16 protein-coding genes are annotated in these 18,433 nt (G+C 74.9%); 14 read left to right on the forward strand and 2 right to left on the reverse strand.

Annotated elements, in window-relative coordinates:
• Positions 1-3: 3 nt before the first annotated feature.
• From deoC to ACGFIG_RS07395, 11 genes are all read left to right on the forward strand, one after another.
• Positions 4-963 carry a deoxyribose-phosphate aldolase gene (gene deoC / locus ACGFIG_RS07345; protein ID WP_393000183.1) on the forward strand — a complete coding sequence of 320 codons (960 nt, stop codon included), beginning with the start codon at positions 4-6 and terminating at the stop codon, positions 961-963.
• A 6-nt stretch (positions 964-969) separates the two neighbouring features.
• Positions 970-2,400: an aldehyde dehydrogenase family protein gene (locus ACGFIG_RS07350; protein ID WP_393000185.1), complete on the forward strand. Its 1,431-nt coding sequence runs from the start codon at positions 970-972 to the stop codon at positions 2,398-2,400.
• A complete protein-coding gene (locus ACGFIG_RS07355; protein ID WP_393000187.1) occupies positions 2,393-3,217 on the forward strand; it encodes an aldehyde dehydrogenase family protein in 825 nt (274 codons plus the stop codon). The genes ACGFIG_RS07350 and ACGFIG_RS07355 overlap by 8 nt, the downstream gene beginning before the upstream one ends.
• A gap of 68 nt (positions 3,218-3,285) precedes the next feature.
• Positions 3,286-3,924 carry a dihydrofolate reductase family protein gene (locus ACGFIG_RS07360; protein ID WP_393000189.1) on the forward strand — a complete coding sequence of 213 codons (639 nt, stop codon included), beginning with the start codon at positions 3,286-3,288 and terminating at the stop codon, positions 3,922-3,924.
• 37 nt (positions 3,925-3,961) lie between these two features.
• Entirely contained in the window at positions 3,962-4,426 is a 465-nt protein-coding gene (locus tag ACGFIG_RS07365) for a BlaI/MecI/CopY family transcriptional regulator (protein ID WP_393000191.1), read from the forward strand.
• A 10-nt stretch (positions 4,427-4,436) separates the two neighbouring features.
• Complete coding sequence (locus tag ACGFIG_RS07370; protein WP_393000193.1) at positions 4,437-5,342, forward strand: M56 family metallopeptidase; 906 nt, start codon at positions 4,437-4,439, stop codon at positions 5,340-5,342.
• 298 nt (positions 5,343-5,640) lie between these two features.
• Positions 5,641-6,891, forward strand: coding sequence for a cytochrome ubiquinol oxidase subunit I (locus ACGFIG_RS07375; RefSeq protein WP_393000195.1), 1,251 nt, complete (start codon positions 5,641-5,643; stop codon positions 6,889-6,891).
• Positions 6,892-6,901: 10 nt separating this feature from the next.
• On the forward strand, positions 6,902-7,909 hold the full coding sequence (locus ACGFIG_RS07380) for a cytochrome d ubiquinol oxidase subunit II (protein ID WP_393000197.1): 1,008 nt from the start codon (positions 6,902-6,904) through the stop codon (positions 7,907-7,909).
• The gene (gene cydD, locus ACGFIG_RS07385; protein ID WP_393000199.1) at positions 7,906-9,582 is read left to right on the forward strand and encodes a thiol reductant ABC exporter subunit CydD; all 1,677 of its coding nucleotides are present in this window, start codon (positions 7,906-7,908) and stop codon (positions 9,580-9,582) included. Before ACGFIG_RS07380 ends, cydD begins: the two co-directional genes overlap by 4 nt.
• Positions 9,579-11,519 carry a thiol reductant ABC exporter subunit CydC gene (cydC, locus tag ACGFIG_RS07390; RefSeq protein WP_393000202.1) on the forward strand — a complete coding sequence of 647 codons (1,941 nt, stop codon included), beginning with the start codon at positions 9,579-9,581 and terminating at the stop codon, positions 11,517-11,519. Before cydD ends, cydC begins: the two co-directional genes overlap by 4 nt.
• Positions 11,520-11,601: 82 nt before the next feature.
• Positions 11,602-12,261: a permease prefix domain 1-containing protein gene (locus ACGFIG_RS07395; RefSeq protein ID WP_393000204.1), complete on the forward strand. Its 660-nt coding sequence runs from the start codon at positions 11,602-11,604 to the stop codon at positions 12,259-12,261.
• 131 nt (positions 12,262-12,392) lie between these two features.
• Here ACGFIG_RS07395 and ACGFIG_RS07400 read toward each other — a convergent pair whose 3' ends face one another.
• The gene (locus ACGFIG_RS07400; RefSeq protein WP_393000206.1) at positions 12,393-12,734 is read right to left on the reverse strand and encodes a PadR family transcriptional regulator; all 342 of its coding nucleotides are present in this window, start codon (positions 12,732-12,734) and stop codon (positions 12,393-12,395) included.
• 118 nt (positions 12,735-12,852) lie between these two features.
• On the opposite strand from ACGFIG_RS07400, the gene ACGFIG_RS07405 reads away from it, so the two are divergent.
• The 3 genes from ACGFIG_RS07405 to ACGFIG_RS07415 all read left to right on the forward strand — a co-directional run bounded on the left by ACGFIG_RS07405 (position 12,853) and on the right by ACGFIG_RS07415 (position 17,713).
• Positions 12,853-13,815: a DNA primase gene (locus ACGFIG_RS07405; RefSeq protein WP_393000208.1), complete on the forward strand. Its 963-nt coding sequence runs from the start codon at positions 12,853-12,855 to the stop codon at positions 13,813-13,815.
• 40 nt (positions 13,816-13,855) lie between these two features.
• Entirely contained in the window at positions 13,856-16,360 is a 2,505-nt protein-coding gene (locus ACGFIG_RS07410) for a transposase (RefSeq protein WP_393000210.1), read from the forward strand.
• Between the two features lie 129 nt (positions 16,361-16,489).
• Complete coding sequence (locus ACGFIG_RS07415; protein ID WP_393000212.1) at positions 16,490-17,713, forward strand: ABC transporter substrate-binding protein; 1,224 nt, start codon at positions 16,490-16,492, stop codon at positions 17,711-17,713.
• Between the two features lie 169 nt (positions 17,714-17,882).
• Here the strand turns inward: ACGFIG_RS07415 and ACGFIG_RS07420 are convergent.
• Positions 17,883-18,433, reverse strand: a 551-nt coding sequence (locus ACGFIG_RS07420; protein WP_393000214.1) for an ATP/GTP-binding protein, incomplete at its 5' end; no start/stop codon positions are given.

An 18,433-nucleotide genomic window follows, 5' to 3' on the forward strand; every position in this document is an offset into this window, starting at 1 on the left:
GGCATGACGGCGACAGCGACGTCGGCCCGGTCGGAGCTCTCCGAGTTGGGACGATCCGAGACCGCTCTGCGGACCTTCCTGCACGGCCTGCCCGGCGTGGACCAGGTCGGCGCGGAGCAGCGGGCGGCACAGCTCGGCACCCGCTCCATCAAGACCACCGCCAAGGCCCAGGCCATCGACCTGGCGATCCGGATGGTGGACCTGACCACCCTCGAAGGGGCGGACACCCCGGGCAAGGTGCGGGCCCTCGCGGCCAAGGCGCTGCGCCCCGACCCGGCCGACCCGACCTGCCCGCACGTCGGCGCGGTCTGCGTCTACCCGTCGATGGTGCCGCACGTGGCCGAGGTGCTCGCCGGCTCAGGTGTGCATCTGGCCAGCGTGGCGACCGCCTTCCCGTCGGGCCAGGCCCCGCTGGAGGTCAAGCTCGCCGACACCCGGGCCGCCGTGGCGGCCGGCGCCGACGAGATCGACATGGTGATCAACCGGGGCGCGTTCCTGGCCGGGCGCTACTCCGAGGTCTACGACGAGATCGTGGCCACCAAGGAGGCCTGCGGGGACGCCCACCTGAAGGTCATCCTGGAGACCGGCGAGCTGGCCACGTACGACAACGTGCGGCGCGCCTCCTGGCTGGCGATGCTGGCCGGCGGCGACTTCATCAAGACCTCCACCGGCAAGGTCCCGGTCGCGGCCACGCCGCCGGTGACGCTGGTGATGCTGGAGGCCGTCCGCGACTTCCGGGCCGCCACCGGCCGGCAGGTCGGCGTGAAGCCGGCCGGCGGCATCAAGACCACCAAGGACGCCATCAAGTACCTGGTGATGGTGAACGAGACCGTCGGCGCGGACTGGCTCGACCCGGACTGGTTCCGGTTCGGCGCCTCCAGCCTGCTGAACGACCTGCTCATGCAGCGCACCAAGCTGACGACCGGCACCTACTCCGGTCCCGACTACTTCACCCTGGACTGAGAGCCGATGTTCGAATACGCACCCGCCCCCGAGTCCCGCTCGGTGGTGGACCTCAAGGCCTCCTACGGGCTCTTCGTCGACGGTGAGTTCGTCGACCCCGGCGACGGCGGCACGTTCAAGACCGTCAACCCGGCCTCCGAGGAGGTGCTCGCCGAGGTCGCCGAGGCCGGCGCCCAGGACGTGGACCGCGCCGTCCGCGCCGCCCGCCAGGCGTACGAGAAGGTCTGGGGCCCGATGCCGGGCCGGGACCGGGCGAAGTACCTGTTCCGGATCGCCCGGATCATCCAGGAGCGCTCGCGCGAGCTGGCCGTGCTGGAGTCGCTCGACAACGGCAAGCCGATCAAGGAGTCCCGCGACGTCGACCTGCCCCTGGTCGCCGCGCACTTCTTCTACTACGCGGGCTGGGCCGACAAGCTCCCGCACGCGGGCTTCGGCGCGGACCCGAAGCCGCTGGGCGTGGCCGCGCAGGTCATCCCGTGGAACTTCCCGCTGCTGATGCTGGCCTGGAAGATCGCCCCCGCCCTTGCGGCGGGCAACACGGTGGTGCTGAAGCCGGCCGAGACGACCCCGCTGACCGCGCTGCTCTTCGCCGAGATCTGCCAGCAGGCCGACCTGCCCGCCGGCGTGGTCAACATCGTCACGGGCGCCGGCGACACCGGTCGCGCGCTGGTCGAGCACCCGGGCGTGGACAAGGTGGCCTTCACGGGTTCGACCGAGGTGGGCCGGGCCATCGCCCGCGCCGTGGCCGGCACCCGCAAGAAGCTCACCCTGGAGCTGGGCGGCAAGGCGGCCAACATCGTCTTCGACGACGCCCCGGTCGACCAGGCGGTCGAGGGCATCGTCAACGGCATCTTCTTCAACCAGGGGCACGTCTGCTGCGCCGGCTCCCGGCTGCTGATCCAGGAGAACGTCGCCGACCGGGTGCTGGAGTCGCTGAAGCGGCGGATGGCCCAGCTGCGCGTGGGCGACCCGCTGGACAAGAACACCGACATCGGGGCGATCAACTCCGCCGCGCAGCTCGCGCGCATCCGGGAGCTGTCCGACGCCGGGTCCGCCGAGGGCGCCGAGCGCTGGTCGCCGCCGTGCGAGCTGCCGGAGCGCGGCTTCTGGTTCGCGCCGACGATCTTCACCGGGGTCACCCAGGCGCACCGGATCGCCCGCGAGGAGATCTTCGGCCCGGTGCTGTCCGTCCTGACGTTCCGCACCCCGGCCGAGGCCGTCGAGAAGGCCAACAACACGCCGTACGGGCTGTCGGCCGGGATCTGGACGGACAAGGGCTCCCGGATCCTGTGGATGGCCGACCGGCTGCGCGCCGGCGTGGTCTGGGCCAACACGTTCAACAAGTTCGACCCCACCTCGCCGTTCGGCGGCTACAAGGAGTCGGGCTACGGTCGCGAGGGCGGCCGGCACGGGCTGGAGGCGTACCTCAATGTCTGAGCGGGTCGCGGTACGCAAGACGTACAAGCTCTTCATCGGCGGGAAGTTCCCGCGCAGCGAGTCGGGACGGTCGTATCTCGTGCAGGACGCCAACGTTTCCCTCGCCTCCCGCAAGGACGCGCGGGACGCCGTGGTCGCCGCCCGCGCCGCCGTGAAGGGCTGGGCCGGGGCGACCGCGTACAACCGGGGTCAGATCCTCTACCGGGTCGCCGAGATGCTGGAGGGCCGGCGCGAGCAGTTCGTCGCCCTCGGCGTGCCCGGCGACGAGGTCGACGCGGCCGTGGACCGCTGGGTCTGGTACGCCGGCTGGTCCGACAAGCTCCCCCAGGTGTACGGCGGCGCCAACCCCGTCGCCGGGCCCTACTTCAACCTGTCGGCGCCCGAGCCGACCGGCGTGGTGGCCGTGGTGGCCCCCGAGTCTCCGGCGCTGCTCGGCCTGGTCAGTGTGATCGCCCCGGCGATCGTCACCGGCAACACCGTGGTGGTGGCGACCTCGCCGACGCAGCCCCTGGCGGCGGTGACCCTGGCGGAGGTGCTCGCCACCTCCGACCTGCCCGGCGGCGTGGTCAACCTGCTCACCGGCCGGATCACCGAGACCGTGCCGGCGTTGGCCGCCCACATGGACGTCAACGCCATCGACCTGACCGGCGTGACCGACGCCGAACTGGCGGTGGAGCTGGAGGTCAAGGCGGCGCAGAACCTCAAGCGGGTGCTCCGGCCGGCGCCGGCCGACCACGACTGGTCCGCCGACCCGGGCATCACCCGGATGACCACGCTGCTGGAGACGAAGACGGTCTGGCACCCCAAGGGGGTGTGAGACCGTCGGTCCTGGGGCTTCCGGGCAGCCCCGCCCGACCGGGACGACCAACTCATCAGGAGTAGGGCATGGGCCTCATCCACATCGAACTGTTCGCCACCCTGGACCTCGTCGGGCAAGCGCCCGGCGGCCCCGACGAGGACCCGGCGGGGTTCCCGTTCGGCGGCTGGCAGGCGCCCCTGCTGGACGAGGTCGGCGGGGCGCAGGTCGCCGCCGCGTACGAGGGCACGGACGCCCTCCTGCTCGGCCGGCGGACGTACGACATCTTCGCCGCCCACTGGCCGCACCAGGAGGGTGGCCAGGACGACGGGATCGCCAGGCTCTTCAACAGCGTCCCGAAGTACGTGGCCTCCCGCGGCCGGCCCGACCTCTCGTGGGCCGGGTCCAGCCAGCTCGGCCCGGATCTGGCCGCCGCGGTGCGCGAGGTCCGTGACCGGCACGAGCACGTGAAGGTCGTCGGGAGCCTCAACCTGGTGCAGACCCTCCTGCGCGAGAAGCTCTTCGACCGGCTCGACCTCTGGGTGCACCCGATCGTGCTCGGCGTCGGGAAGAAGGTGTTCGACGGTGGGGCGGTGCCCACCAACGTCACCCTCCTCGAACCGCCGGTGGCCAGCCCGAGGGGCACCGTCTACCTGCGCTACGGGCTCGCCGACGGCACACCCGGGACGGGGGACATGAGCGCACCCGAGCGCGGTGCCGGACGCTGACACGTGAGGTTTCTACTACGGGGGGTAGGATTGCGGCGTGACTCGGCTCGGTGATCTTGAACGTGCGGTGATGGACGTCTTGTGGGACACGGTCCCCGGCGCGGCGGGCGGGATCACCGTACGCGAGGTGGCCGACGCGCTGGACGGGCGCGAGCTGGCGTACACGACGGTGATGACCGTCCTGGACCGGCTCGCCGGCAAGGGCATGGTGCAGCGCGAGCGGGAGGGGCGGGCCTGGCGCTACCGGGCCGCCGCCAGCCGTGAGGCGTACATCGCCCAGCTCATGCTCGACGCCCTCGACCTCGGCGGCAGCCGGGACGCCGCCCTGGTGCGCTTCGCGCGCTCGGTGACCGGCACCGAGGCCGAGGTGCTGCGCGCCGCCCTCGGGGCCGAGGCCGGGGAGATCGGGCACGACGGGGACGCGCTGACCGGCCGGATCGAGGCGCCGACGGTCGACGGGGCCGGCCGACCGCCCCGGGCCGACAGGGCAGCGGACCGGTAGGGCCACGGTCGTGGCGTACGCCCTGCACTTCGCCGCGTCGATGCTCGCCTGCTGGCTGACCGCGCAGGTGCTGATCCGCTCCACCTGGACGTGGCGCAGCCCCCGGGTCGCGATCATCTGCTGGCAGGCGGTCGGGCTGGCCCTCGGGCTCTCCGCGATGGGCGTGCCGATGGCGTTGGGCCTGGAGGCCTACGACCGCTCGACCGGCAGCGCGCTGGTCGCTCTCGCCACCGACCTGAGCCACGGCACCCTGCCCGTCGGGGTGGGCGCGCCGCACCTGGCCGCCGTCGGGGTGGGCTTCGGCATCGGCGGGGTCCTGCTGGCCACGACCGTCCGCAGCGTCTACGGCACCGTACGCGCCCAGCGCCGGCACCGGGACCTGCTCGCCCTGGTCGCCCGCCGGGACCCGACGGTGCCCGGCGCGCTGGTGCTCGACCACCCGAGCGCCGCGGCGTACTGCCTGCCGGGGATGCGGCCCCGGGTCGTGGTCAGCGCGGGCACCCTCGACCTGCTGGACAGCGCCGAGTTGGCGGCCGTGCTCGCCCACGAGCGGGCGCACGCCCAGGAACGGCACGACCTGGTGCTGCTGCCGTTCACCGCGCTCAGCCAGGCGCTGCCCTGGTTCGCCTGGGTCCGCGAGGCGCACGACCGGGTCGCCCTGCTGGTCGAGATGCGGGCCGACGACAAGGCCCGGGAGGCGCACGCCGACGCCCCGCTGGCCGGCGCGCTGCGCCGGTTCGCCGAGGCGGGCAGCCGGGCCACCCCGGCGGGCACCCTCGGGCTGGGCGACCGGCACCTCGACGTACGGGTGCAGCGCCTCATGGTCGCCGACCGGCCGCCCCGGCTGCTCGGCGGCGCCGCGCTGGCCGTGGCGACCTCCGTGGTCGCCCTGCCGATCTCCCTCTTCCTGAGCTGACCCGGGCGGCCCGCCCTTCCCGGTAGGCTGCCCCTCCGCGCGGGACGCGGCCCGCCCTCTCCGGTCCCGGAGTTACCGCCGCATGGAGCACGTCGGGCCATGCTGGGGGCGAGTGGCGACGCTGGCGGCGACCGGCGACGCCCGGCGCGCCGCTCGTCGGCGATTCGCCCGCCATCCCTCCCCCACGACTACTACGAGCCGTCGTAGGATCAACTACGACCGTCCATAGTAGTGACGCGTAGGCAATCTACATGTAGGCTCCCTACGACTTGTGCGCCAACCGTACGGAGAGCCGGCCATGGACACCCTGCTCCTCGCCCGCCTGCAGTTCGCCACCACCACCTCGATCCACTTCCTCTTCGTGGTGGTGACCCTGGGCCTGGTGACCCTGCTGGTCGGCCTCCAGACCGCCTGGGTAATCACCAACAAACCGGTCTACGAGCGGCTGACCCGTTTCTGGGGCCAGCTCTACGTGATCAACTACGTACTCGGCATCGCCACCGGGATCGTCATGGAGTTCCAGTTCGGGCTGAACTGGAGCGGGCTGTCGCGCTACGTCGGCAACGTCTTCGGCGCGCCCCTGGCCATCGAGACGCTGGTCGCCTTCTTCCTGGAGTCGACGTTCCTCGGCATGTGGATCTTCGGCTGGCACCGGCTGCGCCGGGGCGTACACCTCGCCCTGATCTGGGGTGTCGCGATCACCGCGTACGCCTCGGCGTTCTGGATCATGGTGGCGAACGCCTGGTTGCAGAACCCGGTCGGCCACGAGGTACGCGACGGCGTCGCCCACCTCACCGACTTCCCCGCGCTGCTGGACAACCCCACCTTCCGCATGGCGTTCGGGCACGTCGTCACGGCGGCGCTGCTGGTCGGCGGGATGCTGATGGCAGCGGTCAGCGCGTGGCACCTGCACCGGCGCACCCCCGACCACGCGCTGCACCGCAAGGGGTTGCGGATCGGCCTGATCACCTCGGCGGTGGCGATCTTCTTCGTACAGGGCTTCGGCTTCGCCCAGTTCTTCGCGATCGAGGACGTGCAGCCCACCAAGTTCAGCGACGACGGCGGCGACGCCCCGCTGATCGCGGAATGGACCGCCCGGTTCGGCCCCGGTGACTACACGCCGCCGGTCCTCGCCGACGTCGGCCTCGGTTTCATGATCCTGATCGGGTTCACGCTCGCCCTGCTCTGGCTGCTGCTCCCGCTGTTGTGGCGGGACTGGATCATCCGGCTGCGCGTACCGCTGCGGATCCTCCAGTTCACCCTGCCGCTGCCGTTCGTCGCGGTCATCCTCGGCTGGATCGCCCGCGAGGTCGGCCGGCAGCCCTGGGCCGTGTACGGGCTGCTGCCCGTGGAGCAGGCGGTGTCGCCGGTCAACCCCTGGCTGATGCTCACCTCGCTGATCGGCTTCAGCCTGCTGCTCGGCGCCCTCGCCGTCACCAACTGGGTGCTGCTGGCCCGGCACGCCGCCCGGGGCGCGGACGACCCGGCCCTAGGCCGGCAACCGGACCAGCCGCCGGCCGACCCCCACCCCGAGCCCGCCTTCGCCTGAGGAGCCGACCGTGGAACTCGCCTGGTACGCCCTGCTCGGGCTCTTCTTCGCCGTCTACCTGGTGCTCGGCGGCTACGACTACGGCGTCGGCCTGCTACTCGCCCGGGACACCGACCCCGCCCGCCGGCGCGCCGCGCTCAACGCCGTCGGCCCGTTCTTCCTGGGCAACGAGGTCTGGCTGGTGGCCGCCGTCGGCATCCTGTTCGGCGCCTTCCCCGTGCTGGAGGGGGAACTGCTCGCCGGCTTCTACCCGGCGGTGCTCGGCGCGTCGACCGGGGTCGTCCTGGTGACCGCCGGCGTGCAGCTGCGCAGCCGCCCCGCCGGGCAGCGCGCCCGCGCCCGGTGGGACCGGATCGTGGTCGTCGGCAGCGTGCTCGCCGCGCTCGGCTGGGGAGCCGTGCTGGCCGGGCTGCTCCAGGGCGTACCGCTGCGCGCCGACGGCCACGTCGCCGGGGTGACCCACCTCTTCACCCCGTTCGTGGCCGCCGCCGGGATCGCCGTCGTCGCGCTGGTCGCGCTGCACGGTGCGACCTTTCTCACGCTCCGGCTGCCCGCCGCCGACGCCGCGCCGGTCGGGCGACTGGCCGCCCGGCTCGTCCCGGTGGCGCTGGCCGCCGTCGGCGCGGCCACCGTCCTGGGCCTGCTCTCCGCCGACGTACGCGCCGCCGCACAACAGCCGGTGGTGGCCGTACTGCTGCTGTCGTTGCTGGTCACGGCGTTGCTGACGGCCCGGGCCGCGCTCGCCCGGCGGCGGCCGGGGCTGGCCTTCGCCGCCACCTGCGCGTCCCTGGCGTTGCCGGTGGCGCTGGCCGGCGCGACCATCTGGCCCTACGCGCTGGTCTCCACGGTCGACCCGGGCGCGTCGCTGACGGTGGCCGACGTGGCGGCCAGCACACCCACGCTGCGGCTGTTGAGCTGGGTCACGCTGCCGCTCCTGCCGGCCCTACTAGGCTTTCAGGCGATGTGCTGGTGGGTGTTCCGGGGACGGACCGACGGCAGGGCACCGGTGTACTGGTGAACCGCCGTCCCTTCGACCCGCGTCTGCTGCGTCGGGTCCCGGGGGCTCGACGCGACCTCGCCGTGCTCGCACTGCTCGGCGTGCTGGCCGCAGGGCTGGTCGTGGCGCAGGCCACGACCCTGGCCGCGCTGCTGGCGACCGCGTTCGACGGGCGGTTGAACCGGCCCGCGCTAGCCGGCTTCGCCGCCGCGGTGGCCGCGCGCTCGCTGCTGGTCTGGGCGCAGGGCACGGTGTCGACGCGGGTCGCGGCGACGGTCAAGGCGGCGCTGCGGGCGGACCTGCTCGCGTCGGTCGGGCGGCACGGCCCCGGCTGGGTCGCCGGGCAGCGCGCCGGCCAGCTCGCCACGCTGACCGGGCGCGGGCTCGACGCGCTCGACGCCTACTTCACCGGCTACCTGCCGCAGCTGGTGCTCAGCGTCACCGTGCCGCTCGCCGTACTGGCCCGGATCTTCGTCGCCGACTGGAGCTCGGCGCTGATCATCGCGGTCACCCTGCCGCTGATCCCGATCTTCGGCGCGCTGCTCGGCTGGCAGGCGCAGGCCGCCACCGAGCGCCAGTGGCGGCGGCTGTCCCTGCTCGGCGGGCACTTCCTCGACATGGTCGCCGGGCTGCCCACGCTGCGCGCGTTCGGCCGGGCCCGGGCGCAGACCGACGTGGTCCGCCGGATGGCCGACGGTCACCGGGTGGCGACCATGAAGACGCTGCGGATCGCGTTCCTGTCCGCCCTCGTCCTGGAACTGGTGGCCACCCTCTCGGTGGCGCTGGTCGCCGTGCCGGTGGGCGTACGGCTGCTCGGCGGCGGGCTGACCCTCCAGACCGCGCTGCTGGTGCTGCTGCTCACCCCCGAGGCGTACCTGCCGCTGCGGGCGGCCGGCGCCCGCTTCCACGCCAGCATGGAGGGGCTCACCGCGCTGGACGAGGCGCTCACCCTGTCGGCCGCCGCGCCCGCGCCGGCGAGCGGCGGGAGCGCGACCGTCCCCGACGGCCGCGGCGAGATCCGGTTCGAGGCGGTGACCGTGGCGTACGAACGGACCACCGCCCTGCGCGACGTCACGCTGACCATCCGGCCGGGCGAACGCGTCGCCGTGATCGGCCCCAGCGGCGCCGGCAAGAGCACCCTGCTCGGTCTGCTGCTCGGCTTCGTCACCCCGACCGCCGGCCGGGTCACCGTGGGCGGGGTCGACCTCGCCGACGCCGACGGTGACGGCTGGCGCCGCCAGGTGGCCTGGGTTCCGCAGCGGGCCCACCTCTTCGCCGCCTCGCTGGCCGACAACATCCGGCTCGGCGCCCCGCAGACGCCGGACGCCGCGCTCGCCACGGCGGTCCACGACGCGGCCCTCGACGACGTGGTCGCCGGGCTGCCCGACGGGCTCGCCACCGTCCTCGGCGAACGCGGGCACGGCCTGTCCAGCGGGCAACGGCAGCGGGTCGCGCTGGCCCGCGCCTTCCTGCGGGACGCGCCCGTGGTGCTGCTCGACGAGCCGACCGCCCGGCTGGACACCGCCGCCGAGGCGGTCGTGCTCGACGCCACCCGCCGGCTGGTGACCGGGCGGACGGCGCTGCTGGTGGCACACCGGCCGGCGCTGCTCGCCGACGCGGACCGGATCCTGCGGATCGAGGACGGCCGGGTCACGGAGCTGACGCCCACGGCGGCCGGGAAAGCGACCCGATGACCGCCGAACGGCCCCCGGCCGATGTCCGGCCCGCCCACGCACCAGGTGCCGCCGACGACGGCCGGCCCGCCGACGCACCGGGTGCCGCCGCCGACGCCCGGCCCGCCGCCGATGTCCGGGCCGGCGCGCCGCCCACCCGTGCCCCCGGCGCCGCCGACAGCGCCCGGAGCGCCGACGACGCTCAGCCCGCTCCGGGGCGGGCCGGCTCCGCCGAGCGGGCCGTGCTGCGGCTGGCCCGGCCGTACCTGAACCGGCTGCTCGGCGCGGGGCTGCTCGCCGCCGCCACCGAGTTCGCCGCTCTCGCCCTGATGGCCACCGCGACCTGGCTGCTGATGAGCGCCGCCGAGCGACCCCCGCTGGACCGCCTCACCGTGGCGATCGTGGCGGTCCGGGCGCTGGCGATCAGCCGGGGCGTGCTCCGCTACACCGAACGGCTCGCCGGGCACGACGCCGTGCTGCGGCTGGTCACCGACGTCCGGGCCCGGGTCTTCGGCGCCCTCGCCGCCCGCTCGGCGGCACGGCAGCGCTCCGGCGACGCGTTGAGCCGGCTCGTCTCCGACGTGGAGGCGGTGCAGGACCTGCTGCTGCGGGTGCTGGTGCCGGCCTCGGCGGCGGCGCTGGTCAGCGTGGTCGCGGTCGGTGGGGCGGCGCTGATGTCGCCGGCCGCCGCCGGGGTGCTCGCGGTCGGGCTGCTGGTCGCCGGGGTCGCGCTGCCCGCACTGGCCACCGCGCTGACGCGCCGCGCCGCCGCCGAGCTGGCACCGCTGCGCGGCGCCCTCGCCACCGACGCGGTCGACCTCACCCACGGCGCCGCCGACCTGGCCGCGTTCGGCGCCACCGGGCACGCGCTGGCGACCGCCGACGCGCGGGCCCGCCGGCTGGCCCGGTTGGAGCGGCGGCTCGCCGCCACCGGCTTCGCCGTCGACGCCGCCGGGGTGCTGGTGGCCGGGCTGACCGCCGGCGCGGTGGTGCTCGCCGCGCTCGCCGACGGCGTGGACGGTGTGCTGGTCGGCGTCCTGGCGGTCGGCACGCTCGCCGCCGTGGAGATCGCGCTGGCGCTGGTCGGGGCCGCCCGGCAGTGGACCCAGCTCCGGGCCGGCCTGACCAGGGTCGCCGCCCTGCTGGAGGCCCCGACCGGGCCGGCCGCACCGGACGGCGCGGAGGTCGGCCCCGGGCCGTACGACGTGCGGTTCGAGGAGGTGAGCGTCCGGTACCGGGAAGGCGCCCCGCCGGCCCTGGACGGGTTCAGCCTCGACCTGCCGCCCGGTCGACGGGTGGCGGTGGTCGGGCCCAGCGGCGCCGGCAAGAGCACCCTGGCCGCCGTACTGACCGGCGCGGTGCGGCCCACCCACGGGCGGGTCACCCTCGACGGGCGGGAGCTGTCGGCGTACCGGGCCGAGGAGCTGCCCCGCGCGGTCGGCGGGCTGCTCGCCGAGGCGTACGTCTTCCACGCCTCCGTGCGGGAGAACCTGCTGCTCGGGCGGCCCGGCGCCGACGAGGAGGAACTGGCGGCGGCGACCGCGGCGGCCGGGCTGCTGGACTGGGTACGCGAGCAGCCCGACGGCTGGGACACCGTGGTCGGCGAGGAGGGCGGTCAGCTCTCCGGCGGCCAGCGGCAGCGGCTCGCGCTGGCCCGGGCGCTGCTCGCCGCGCCGGGTGTGCTGGTGCTCGACGAGCCGACCGAGGGGCTCGATCCCGCCGCCGCCGACGCCGTGCTCGCCTCCGCGCTGGCGGCCACCCCGGCCGGGCACTCCGTCCTGTTGATCAGCCACCGGCTCAACGGGCTCGCCGAGCTGGACGAGATCGTGGTCCTGGACGCCGGTCGGGTGGCCCAGCGCGGCCGGCACGCCGAGCTGGTCGCCGCCCCGGGCTGGTACCGGGACCAGTGGCTGATCCAGGAGGCGGCCGAACGCGGGTACCTGGCGCTGCGCCCCTGACCGCCGTTCCGCCCGCCGGCTCCGGGTCGGGCCAGGGTTGTCCCCGACGACGCCCGACGGCGGCCCGTGGCAGGGTGAGGTCATGCGGGGCGAGAACGACACGACGGCGGTGGAGGAACGGCTGCGGGAGCTGGCCGCGCACCTGCGGGGGCCGCGCCGGTTGAAGGCCGACCTGCTGACCGAGGCGCGGCACGGGCTGCTGGACGCCGTCGACGCGTACCGCGGGGACGGGCTGCCCGCGACGGAGGCGCAGCGGCGGGCGGTGGCCGAGTTCGGTTCGCCGGCGCAACTCGCCCCGGCCTACCAGGCGGAGCTGGCGGCCGGTGCACTGCGCGGGCTGTCGCTGCGGGTCATCGCGCTCGCCACGGTCGCGTTCGTCGCCGGTGACCTCACCTGGCAGGGGTCGAGCTGGGGCGGCTCCCCGCCGCCGGCGGCCTACCAACTGCTGTCGGCGTCGGTGGGCTGGATCTGGGCGGCGGCGTTCGTGCTGGCGGCGCTCGCGCTGCTGCTGGCACGCCGGTCGGCGCTGCGCGGCGGTGCCGCGGACCGGGCGGTGGGGGCGGGCCTCACGGGGATCGTCGCCCTCGGCGCGCTGACCGGCTCCGCGCTCTTCGCGTGGTCGGTCGGCCTCTGGGACGCCGCGCTCACCTGGCCACCCATGATCATCGGCGTGGTGGTGGCCGCCGCCGGATATCTCTGGCTCGGCCGGGCCGCCCGCACCTGGCTCCTCGCCGCCCGCTGAACCCCGGTCGCTGCATCCCGGCTGCGGATCCTGCCGCCGTGCCGGCCACGGCCGCGCCCTCTCCCGGCAACCGAAGGAGCCGGTGCCGGCCTGTGCTTGGGCCCGCCTGCCCCGGTGCCGGCCTGTGCCGGTCAGGCCGGCGCGGTGGGCGGGGGGTCGACGTCGAGGAACCGGCCGACGGTGGCGCGGAACTCGTGCCACCCGGACCGCTCGCCGGCCAGTGCCCGCCGGCCTTCGTCGGTGAGTTGGTACGTCCGCCGTTCCCGCCCGTTGACGGTGCTCCAGGTGCTGGCCACGTGCCCGGCCCGCTCGAGCCGGCGCAGCGCCGGGTAGATGGTGCCGGTCGGCAGGTCGAGCTGGCCGTCGCTGCGTTCGCGCAGCGCATCGATGATCGCGTAGCCGTGCAGCGGACCCTGTTCGAGCACCGCGAGCAGCAGGGCGTCGAGATGTCCGTGCAGCGCCTGGGCCTTCATGTGTAGCAAAGCTACATGTCAGCGGTCCGTGCCGCCACCGGGGTGCGGGCACCGGTCTCCCGGAGACGCCCACTAGGGTATGTGCCCAGAGTCACTCGTCGGCGGCGGACGCCGGCGGGTGGGCAACCCGAAGCACACGGAGGTCAGCGTGGCCCGCCAGTCGCCCCAACGGCCCGACGCCGACGAGCCCGAGCTCGACGACGCCGACGCCCCGGCCGAGTCCGGCACCGCAACCGTCTCGGCCGAGGACGCCCGCGCCCTCTGGGACGAGCTGCGGATCGACCCGGTGGAGATCGCGCTGCCCGCCGGCACCGGCTACACGCTGCGGGCGTACCGGCCGGCGCGGGAGCTGACCCCGACCGACGTGACCGAGCGCGACCAGGACGACCCCTTCCTGGCCCGCCGCCAGGCCGCCGAGGAGGAGGACGAGGACGACGAGACCCTCGTCATCCTCGACGAGGAGGTCGCCCAGGAGTTCGCCGAGAGCGACGAGGAGGAGGCCAAGGGCCGCCGCCGCGACGCGACCGACGACAAGGACGCCGAGGCCGACTCCGAGGACGAGACCGACGACGAGGACGAGGACGACGCTGGCGACGAGGAGGTGCCGGTCTTCCTCAGCCACCGCGGACGACTGCTGCTCTTCAAGACGCCCGAGTCGCTGGTCAGTTTCATCCGCTCCGGCGCACCCAACGACCTGTCTCAACTGGACAGCTGGAATGAACTGTCCGAACGGGTGGAACCGGCCGACATCGCGCCGCTCGACGAGGACATCTACGAACTCGACCTGGTGGTGGAGAACCTCCGCGGCGGGCACGACACCTGGGACCCGACGCTGCTCATCGAGGCCGGCGAGGTAGCCCGCGACCTGGCGTACGCGCTGCGGCTGCCCGCGGTCCTGGACATGCTCTCCGCCGGCTCCAGCCTCGACGACCTGGACGAGGCGCTGCGCGCCACGGTCGACGGCGGCGTGGGCGGGTTCTTCGGTCGGCGCCGGCTGAAGAAAATCGGGGCACAAACCGCAAGTCTGGGTTGGCGCACCATTGTCGGGAAGATCTCTGCGGTCGTGGACTGGCGCGACTGACCCTTTGCGGGGAGCATCAGTCTCTGGCAGTGAAAGCCTTGTGTCCCGGGAGGAGGACGACGCCGTGGCGCTCGTGCGCGTGTACTGCGGTCTGGCCTCGGCGGATCCGGCCGACCGACCGGTCTCGGCCGGTTCGACGCTGACGTCCGCTGTGGTCGACGACGCAGGCCGTCTGCTGCATGTCTGCGAGATCGGCGACGACCCGGCTGGCTACGCCCAGCTGGTCTCGCTGCTCGTGGAGCGGTCGGGCGGGCCGAGCGGTGCGGCCATCGCCGCCGACAGCGACGACCACACGGTCACGTCGCTGCTCAGCGCGGCCGGTCGTCCTCTGGCGATCGCCGACGACGACTCCGTCGACGACTTCGCGGAGCGCTTCGCCGACGACGACTCGCTGGAGGAGATGCAGTCGCCGCCGGCCGAGCGGCGCGCCGTCGGCCTGGCCCGCGCCCTGCAGGCCGGTGCCCTCTCCGCCGTCACGCTCCCCGCTCCCCGGGACCTCGCCGGCTACAAGCAGGTTCTCGCCGCGCACGCCGCCCTGGCCAGTGGCCGGCACTCCGCCGCCGTCGCGCTGCGGGAGGTGCTCCGCGAGCTCTACCCGGCCGCCCTGCGCGCCTACCCGGACCCGGCCGAGCCGGTCTCGCTGGCCGTGTTGGACGCGTTGCCCGAGCCCGGCATGCTGAACGGTGCCGTGGGGCGCGGCGACGCCCCGGCACCCGCCGAGACTGTCGCGGCACGGCTCGCCGCCGACGGGGTCGCCGACGCCGACGAGCTCAACTCGGCGGTGACCGCCCTGCGGGTGGCCGTCAGCGAGACGCCCCGGCGCGCCACCGTCAACCGCGCCCTCACCTCCGCCGCGGCGGACACCGTACGGCAGGCGGTCGCCTCCGTCCGAGCCTGCGACGCGGGCTGCCGCGCCCTGGTCGGCGCGCTCAACGACCGGGTCGGCACGCCCGCCACGCCGGCACCGGTTCGCCGCGGCGCGACCCGCCACGGCGAACCGCTCGCCGACGCCCCCGGGCTCACCCCCACCGGCGGTGCCCTGCCCGGCCTCACCCCGACCGGCAGCGGCCCGCGTTCGCTGCGGCCCACGGAGCCCGAGCCCGCGCCGGGCGGTGGCCGCCGGAGCCGGCCCGAACCCGTCTCCGGCGCGACGCCGCCACCGGCCCCCCGGCCGCTCGGCCCGCCGCCGGTCGCCCCGGCACCCGTCACTCCGCCCCCGGTCGCGCCGATGCCGGTGACGCCGGCTGCGGTCGCCGGTCCCCCGGTCTCCGCGCCCCCCTCGCGACCGGGTTCGCTGCCGAGCCGGATCGACGGCCCGACCAACCGCCCGGTCTCCGCGCCGCCGCCCCCGCCGCCGGGCATCACCCCCATCGCGCCGGCACAGCGGAGCACGGTGCCGCCGGCCGAGGCGGGGGAGCCGTTCCGCCCCACCCTGACCACCGCGGCGATCCAGAACGCGCGCGCCGAGCGCCAGCGCACCGTGATCCCGCCGCGCCCGAAGACCAACGGCGAGCGGCCCACGCCCACGGGCGGCTTCAGCGCCACCGACCTCAGCGTTCCCGTGCCCACGCCCCGGCCGGGCCATGAATCCCCGGCACCGGCGGAGCCCGCTCCCCCCGGCTCCCGGGCCAACTGGCCGCTGGTCAACAACCCGGAGGACCCGGGCGACAGTTCCGCCAAGAACCCGGTCGTCGGTTCCTACGGCGGGCGCGGCGTCGACGCCCCGACCGACCCGGGTGCGGAGCGCCGCGTCACCCCGCCCTGGCTGGCCGACGACCTGCCCCAGGAGCCCCCGGTGCTGCGGTTGGTCGAGCCGCCGCCGCTGGCCGACCGCGCGCTGCGCGGCGGGACGGGCCCGGCCGCCGACGGCCAGCCCGAGACGCCCCCGCTGCGGTTGGTCGACCGGGAGGAGGCCGCACGCAGTGGCCGGCCGGCACCCCGTGACGAACGGCCGGCGGCCGAGTACCGGCCGGCGCCCCGCGACGAGCGGCCCGCCGCCCGCGACGAGCAGCCCGCAGTCCGTGACGAACGGCCCGCGCCTCGTGCCGAGCGGCCGGCGGCCGAGTACCGGCCGGCGCCCCCGGTCGAGCGTCGCCCGCCACCCGTGTCCGACGAGGGCGACGGCGACCTGCTGATCTTCGCCCAGGCCAAGTCCGCCTGGTTCGTGGGGCACGACGACGACTCCGACCTGACCTGGTCCACCACCGCGGACACCGGCTGGCAGGCGGCCGAACAGGCCGCCCGCCCGGCGGTCGGTGCCGAGACGCCCGCCGGCCTGCCCAAGCGGGTCCCCCAGGCCAACCTCGTCCCCGGCTCCCCGTTGCGGGACGAACGGCCACTGCGCATCGTCCGCGACGCGGCGAGCCTCGCCGAGAACACCACCGGCTACTTCCGCGGCTGGCGCCGGGGGCAGGAGATCGGCGGTTTCGCGGTCGGCGGTCGGCCCGGCCGGGAGGCCGCCGGCGGCTGGGACTTCACCCGCGACACGGGCGACCGCGACGACGACCGGGAATACGAGTACCGCTCCGCCGGCTACCGCTCCTGACCGCCGGAAAACCGCCTCCCACCTGCGTGTTCCTGCCCACACCCGGATAATTTGACGCCGTGTCGCGGCGGCCGGGAGCATACCGGCGGAACAGCCGGCGGCAGGGGTCGCCGGTTGGGAAGGCGACTCATGGCGACAACGGCAACCGGCACCCGCGCGTTGACCCGCCGTGGCCTACTGGCCGCGACGGCGGGCGCGCTCCTGCTCAGCGCCTGCGGGCGGGGCGAGGCGGGTCAGGGCGATCCCGTCAGGACGGTCGGGCCGGGCGGTCAGGAGCTGCTGATCGGGGTCAGCCTGGAGCTGACCGGCCCCGGCGCCGCACTCGGCGTGCTCCAGCAGCGGGCGCTGGAGATCACCCTGGAGTCACTCAACGCCAAGGGCGTGCCGATCGGCAACCTCCGCCGCACCGTACGGCTGGAGGTGCGCGACAACGCCGGCGATCCCGCGACGGCGGCCCGGCAGGCCACCGCGCTGGCCCGCGACACCGGCGTGCACGCCCTGCTCGGTGGGACCATGGCCGAGACCTCGATGGCCCTGGTCGGGGTGGCCCAGAAGGAGCGGGTGCCGTTCCTCTCGCTCGCCTTCGGCGACGGGATCGTGCTGCCGCTGGCGCAGCGGACGTACGTCTACAAGATGACCCCGGACGCCGCCGACATGGCCCGACGGCTCGCCCGGCTCATCGCCTCGCAGCGGCTCTCCCGGGTGGCGCTGCTGGCCGCGGAGGGGCTGCACGGCGACTCGGGCGTACGGGCGATGAGAGGGGCCCTGCGTACGGCCGGGGTGGCGCTCGCCTCCACCTCCCGGCTGCCCCGCACCGGCGAGGACCTCCGTGGGGCGGCCCGCGCCGCCACGGGCTCCCGCCCCGACGCGGTGGTGGTCTGGGCGACCGCCCCGGACTCGGCCGCCGCCGTCGGGGCGCTGCGTGCGGCCGGCTACGACGGTCCGGTGTTCCTCGACGCGGGCGCGGTCGCCGAGCAGACCCTGGAGGGCGGGAACGCGACCCTCATGGAAGGTGCGTACGCCGTCCACCCGACGTCGCTGGGCGGGGCGATGCTCGCCAACACCACCATGTCGGCGTTGCACCGCAAGGAGTTCGTCTACCGCTACGTCCAGCTGCACGGCGGGTTCAGCGGCTTCGCCCCGTACGCGTCCGACGCGGTGCAGCTGATCGCCGAGGCGGCGCGGCTGTCCACCAGCGTCGACCGTGGACGGATCCGGGCCTTCCTGCAGAACCAGGTCACCGAGGGGATGGCGGGGATGTACTCCTTCACCCCAATCCGGCACGGCGGCATGGACCAGGGCTCGCTGGGGATCTACACCGTCAGCGCGGGTGCCTGGAACCGGGTGTCCTGACCCCCGCGCCGTCCCGCCGCCCGGGTGCCCCGACGACACGCCCAGGCTGGTCCGGAGCGTCCGCCGCAGGGGCGTGCCCGGCCGGTGTGCGGACGCGCCGCCGCCGTGCTGCGGGCAGCGACGAGCGCCCGATGGCGGGCAAGGCCGTCACCGGGCGCGGTCGCGTCGCTCAGGCCGGCGCCACGGCGCGCGAGCGCCGCATGGTCAGCACGTACTCGACCAGCGAGATCAGCACGTGCTTCGTCGACTCCCGGTTACGGGCGTCGCAGGCCACCACCGGCACGTCGCCGGAGATCGCGAGCGCGTCCCGGACGTCCTGCGGGTCGTGGTACTGCATCCCGTCGAAGCAGTTGATGGCCACCAGGTACGGCAGCCGCCGGTGCTCGAAGAAGTCGATCGCCGCGAAGCAGTCGGCCAGCCGGCGGGTGTCCACCAGCACGACCGCGCCGATCGCGCCACGGACCAACTCGTCCCACATGAACCAGAACCGCGTCTGCCCGGGCGTACCGAACAGGTACAGGATCAGGTCACGGTCGATCGAGATGCGGCCGAAGTCCATCGCCACCGTGGTCGTCGTCTTGCCCGGCACCTGCCGGGTGTCGTCGACGCCCACGCCGGCGGAGATCATGATGGCCTCGGTGGTCAGCGGCGTGATCTCCGAGACCGAGCCGACCAGCGTCGTCTTGCCGACGCCGAATCCCCCGGCGATAACGATCTTCT

Origin of the sequence: Micromonospora sp. NPDC049048 (genome assembly GCF_043197615.1) — a bacterium.
Lineage (GTDB): Bacteria > Actinomycetota > Actinomycetes > Mycobacteriales > Micromonosporaceae > Micromonospora.

Coding starts and splice junctions, on each gene's coding strand:
- cydC (WP_393000202.1), top strand. CDS start 9,579: ATGACCGCCGAACGGCCCCCGGCCGATGTCCGGCCCGCCCACGCACCA.
- ACGFIG_RS07375 (WP_393000195.1), top strand. CDS start 5,641: ATGGACACCCTGCTCCTCGCCCGCCTGCAGTTCGCCACCACCACCTCG.
- deoC (WP_393000183.1), top strand. CDS start 4: ATGACGGCGACAGCGACGTCGGCCCGGTCGGAGCTCTCCGAGTTGGGA.
- ACGFIG_RS07400 (WP_393000206.1), bottom strand. CDS start 12,734: ATGAAGGCCCAGGCGCTGCACGGACATCTCGACGCCCTGCTGCTCGCG.
- ACGFIG_RS07360 (WP_393000189.1), top strand. CDS start 3,286: ATGGGCCTCATCCACATCGAACTGTTCGCCACCCTGGACCTCGTCGGG.
- ACGFIG_RS07355 (WP_393000187.1), top strand. CDS start 2,393: ATGTCTGAGCGGGTCGCGGTACGCAAGACGTACAAGCTCTTCATCGGC.
- ACGFIG_RS07350 (WP_393000185.1), top strand. CDS start 970: ATGTTCGAATACGCACCCGCCCCCGAGTCCCGCTCGGTGGTGGACCTC.
- ACGFIG_RS07415 (WP_393000212.1), top strand. CDS start 16,490: ATGGCGACAACGGCAACCGGCACCCGCGCGTTGACCCGCCGTGGCCTA.
- ACGFIG_RS07395 (WP_393000204.1), top strand. CDS start 11,602: ATGCGGGGCGAGAACGACACGACGGCGGTGGAGGAACGGCTGCGGGAG.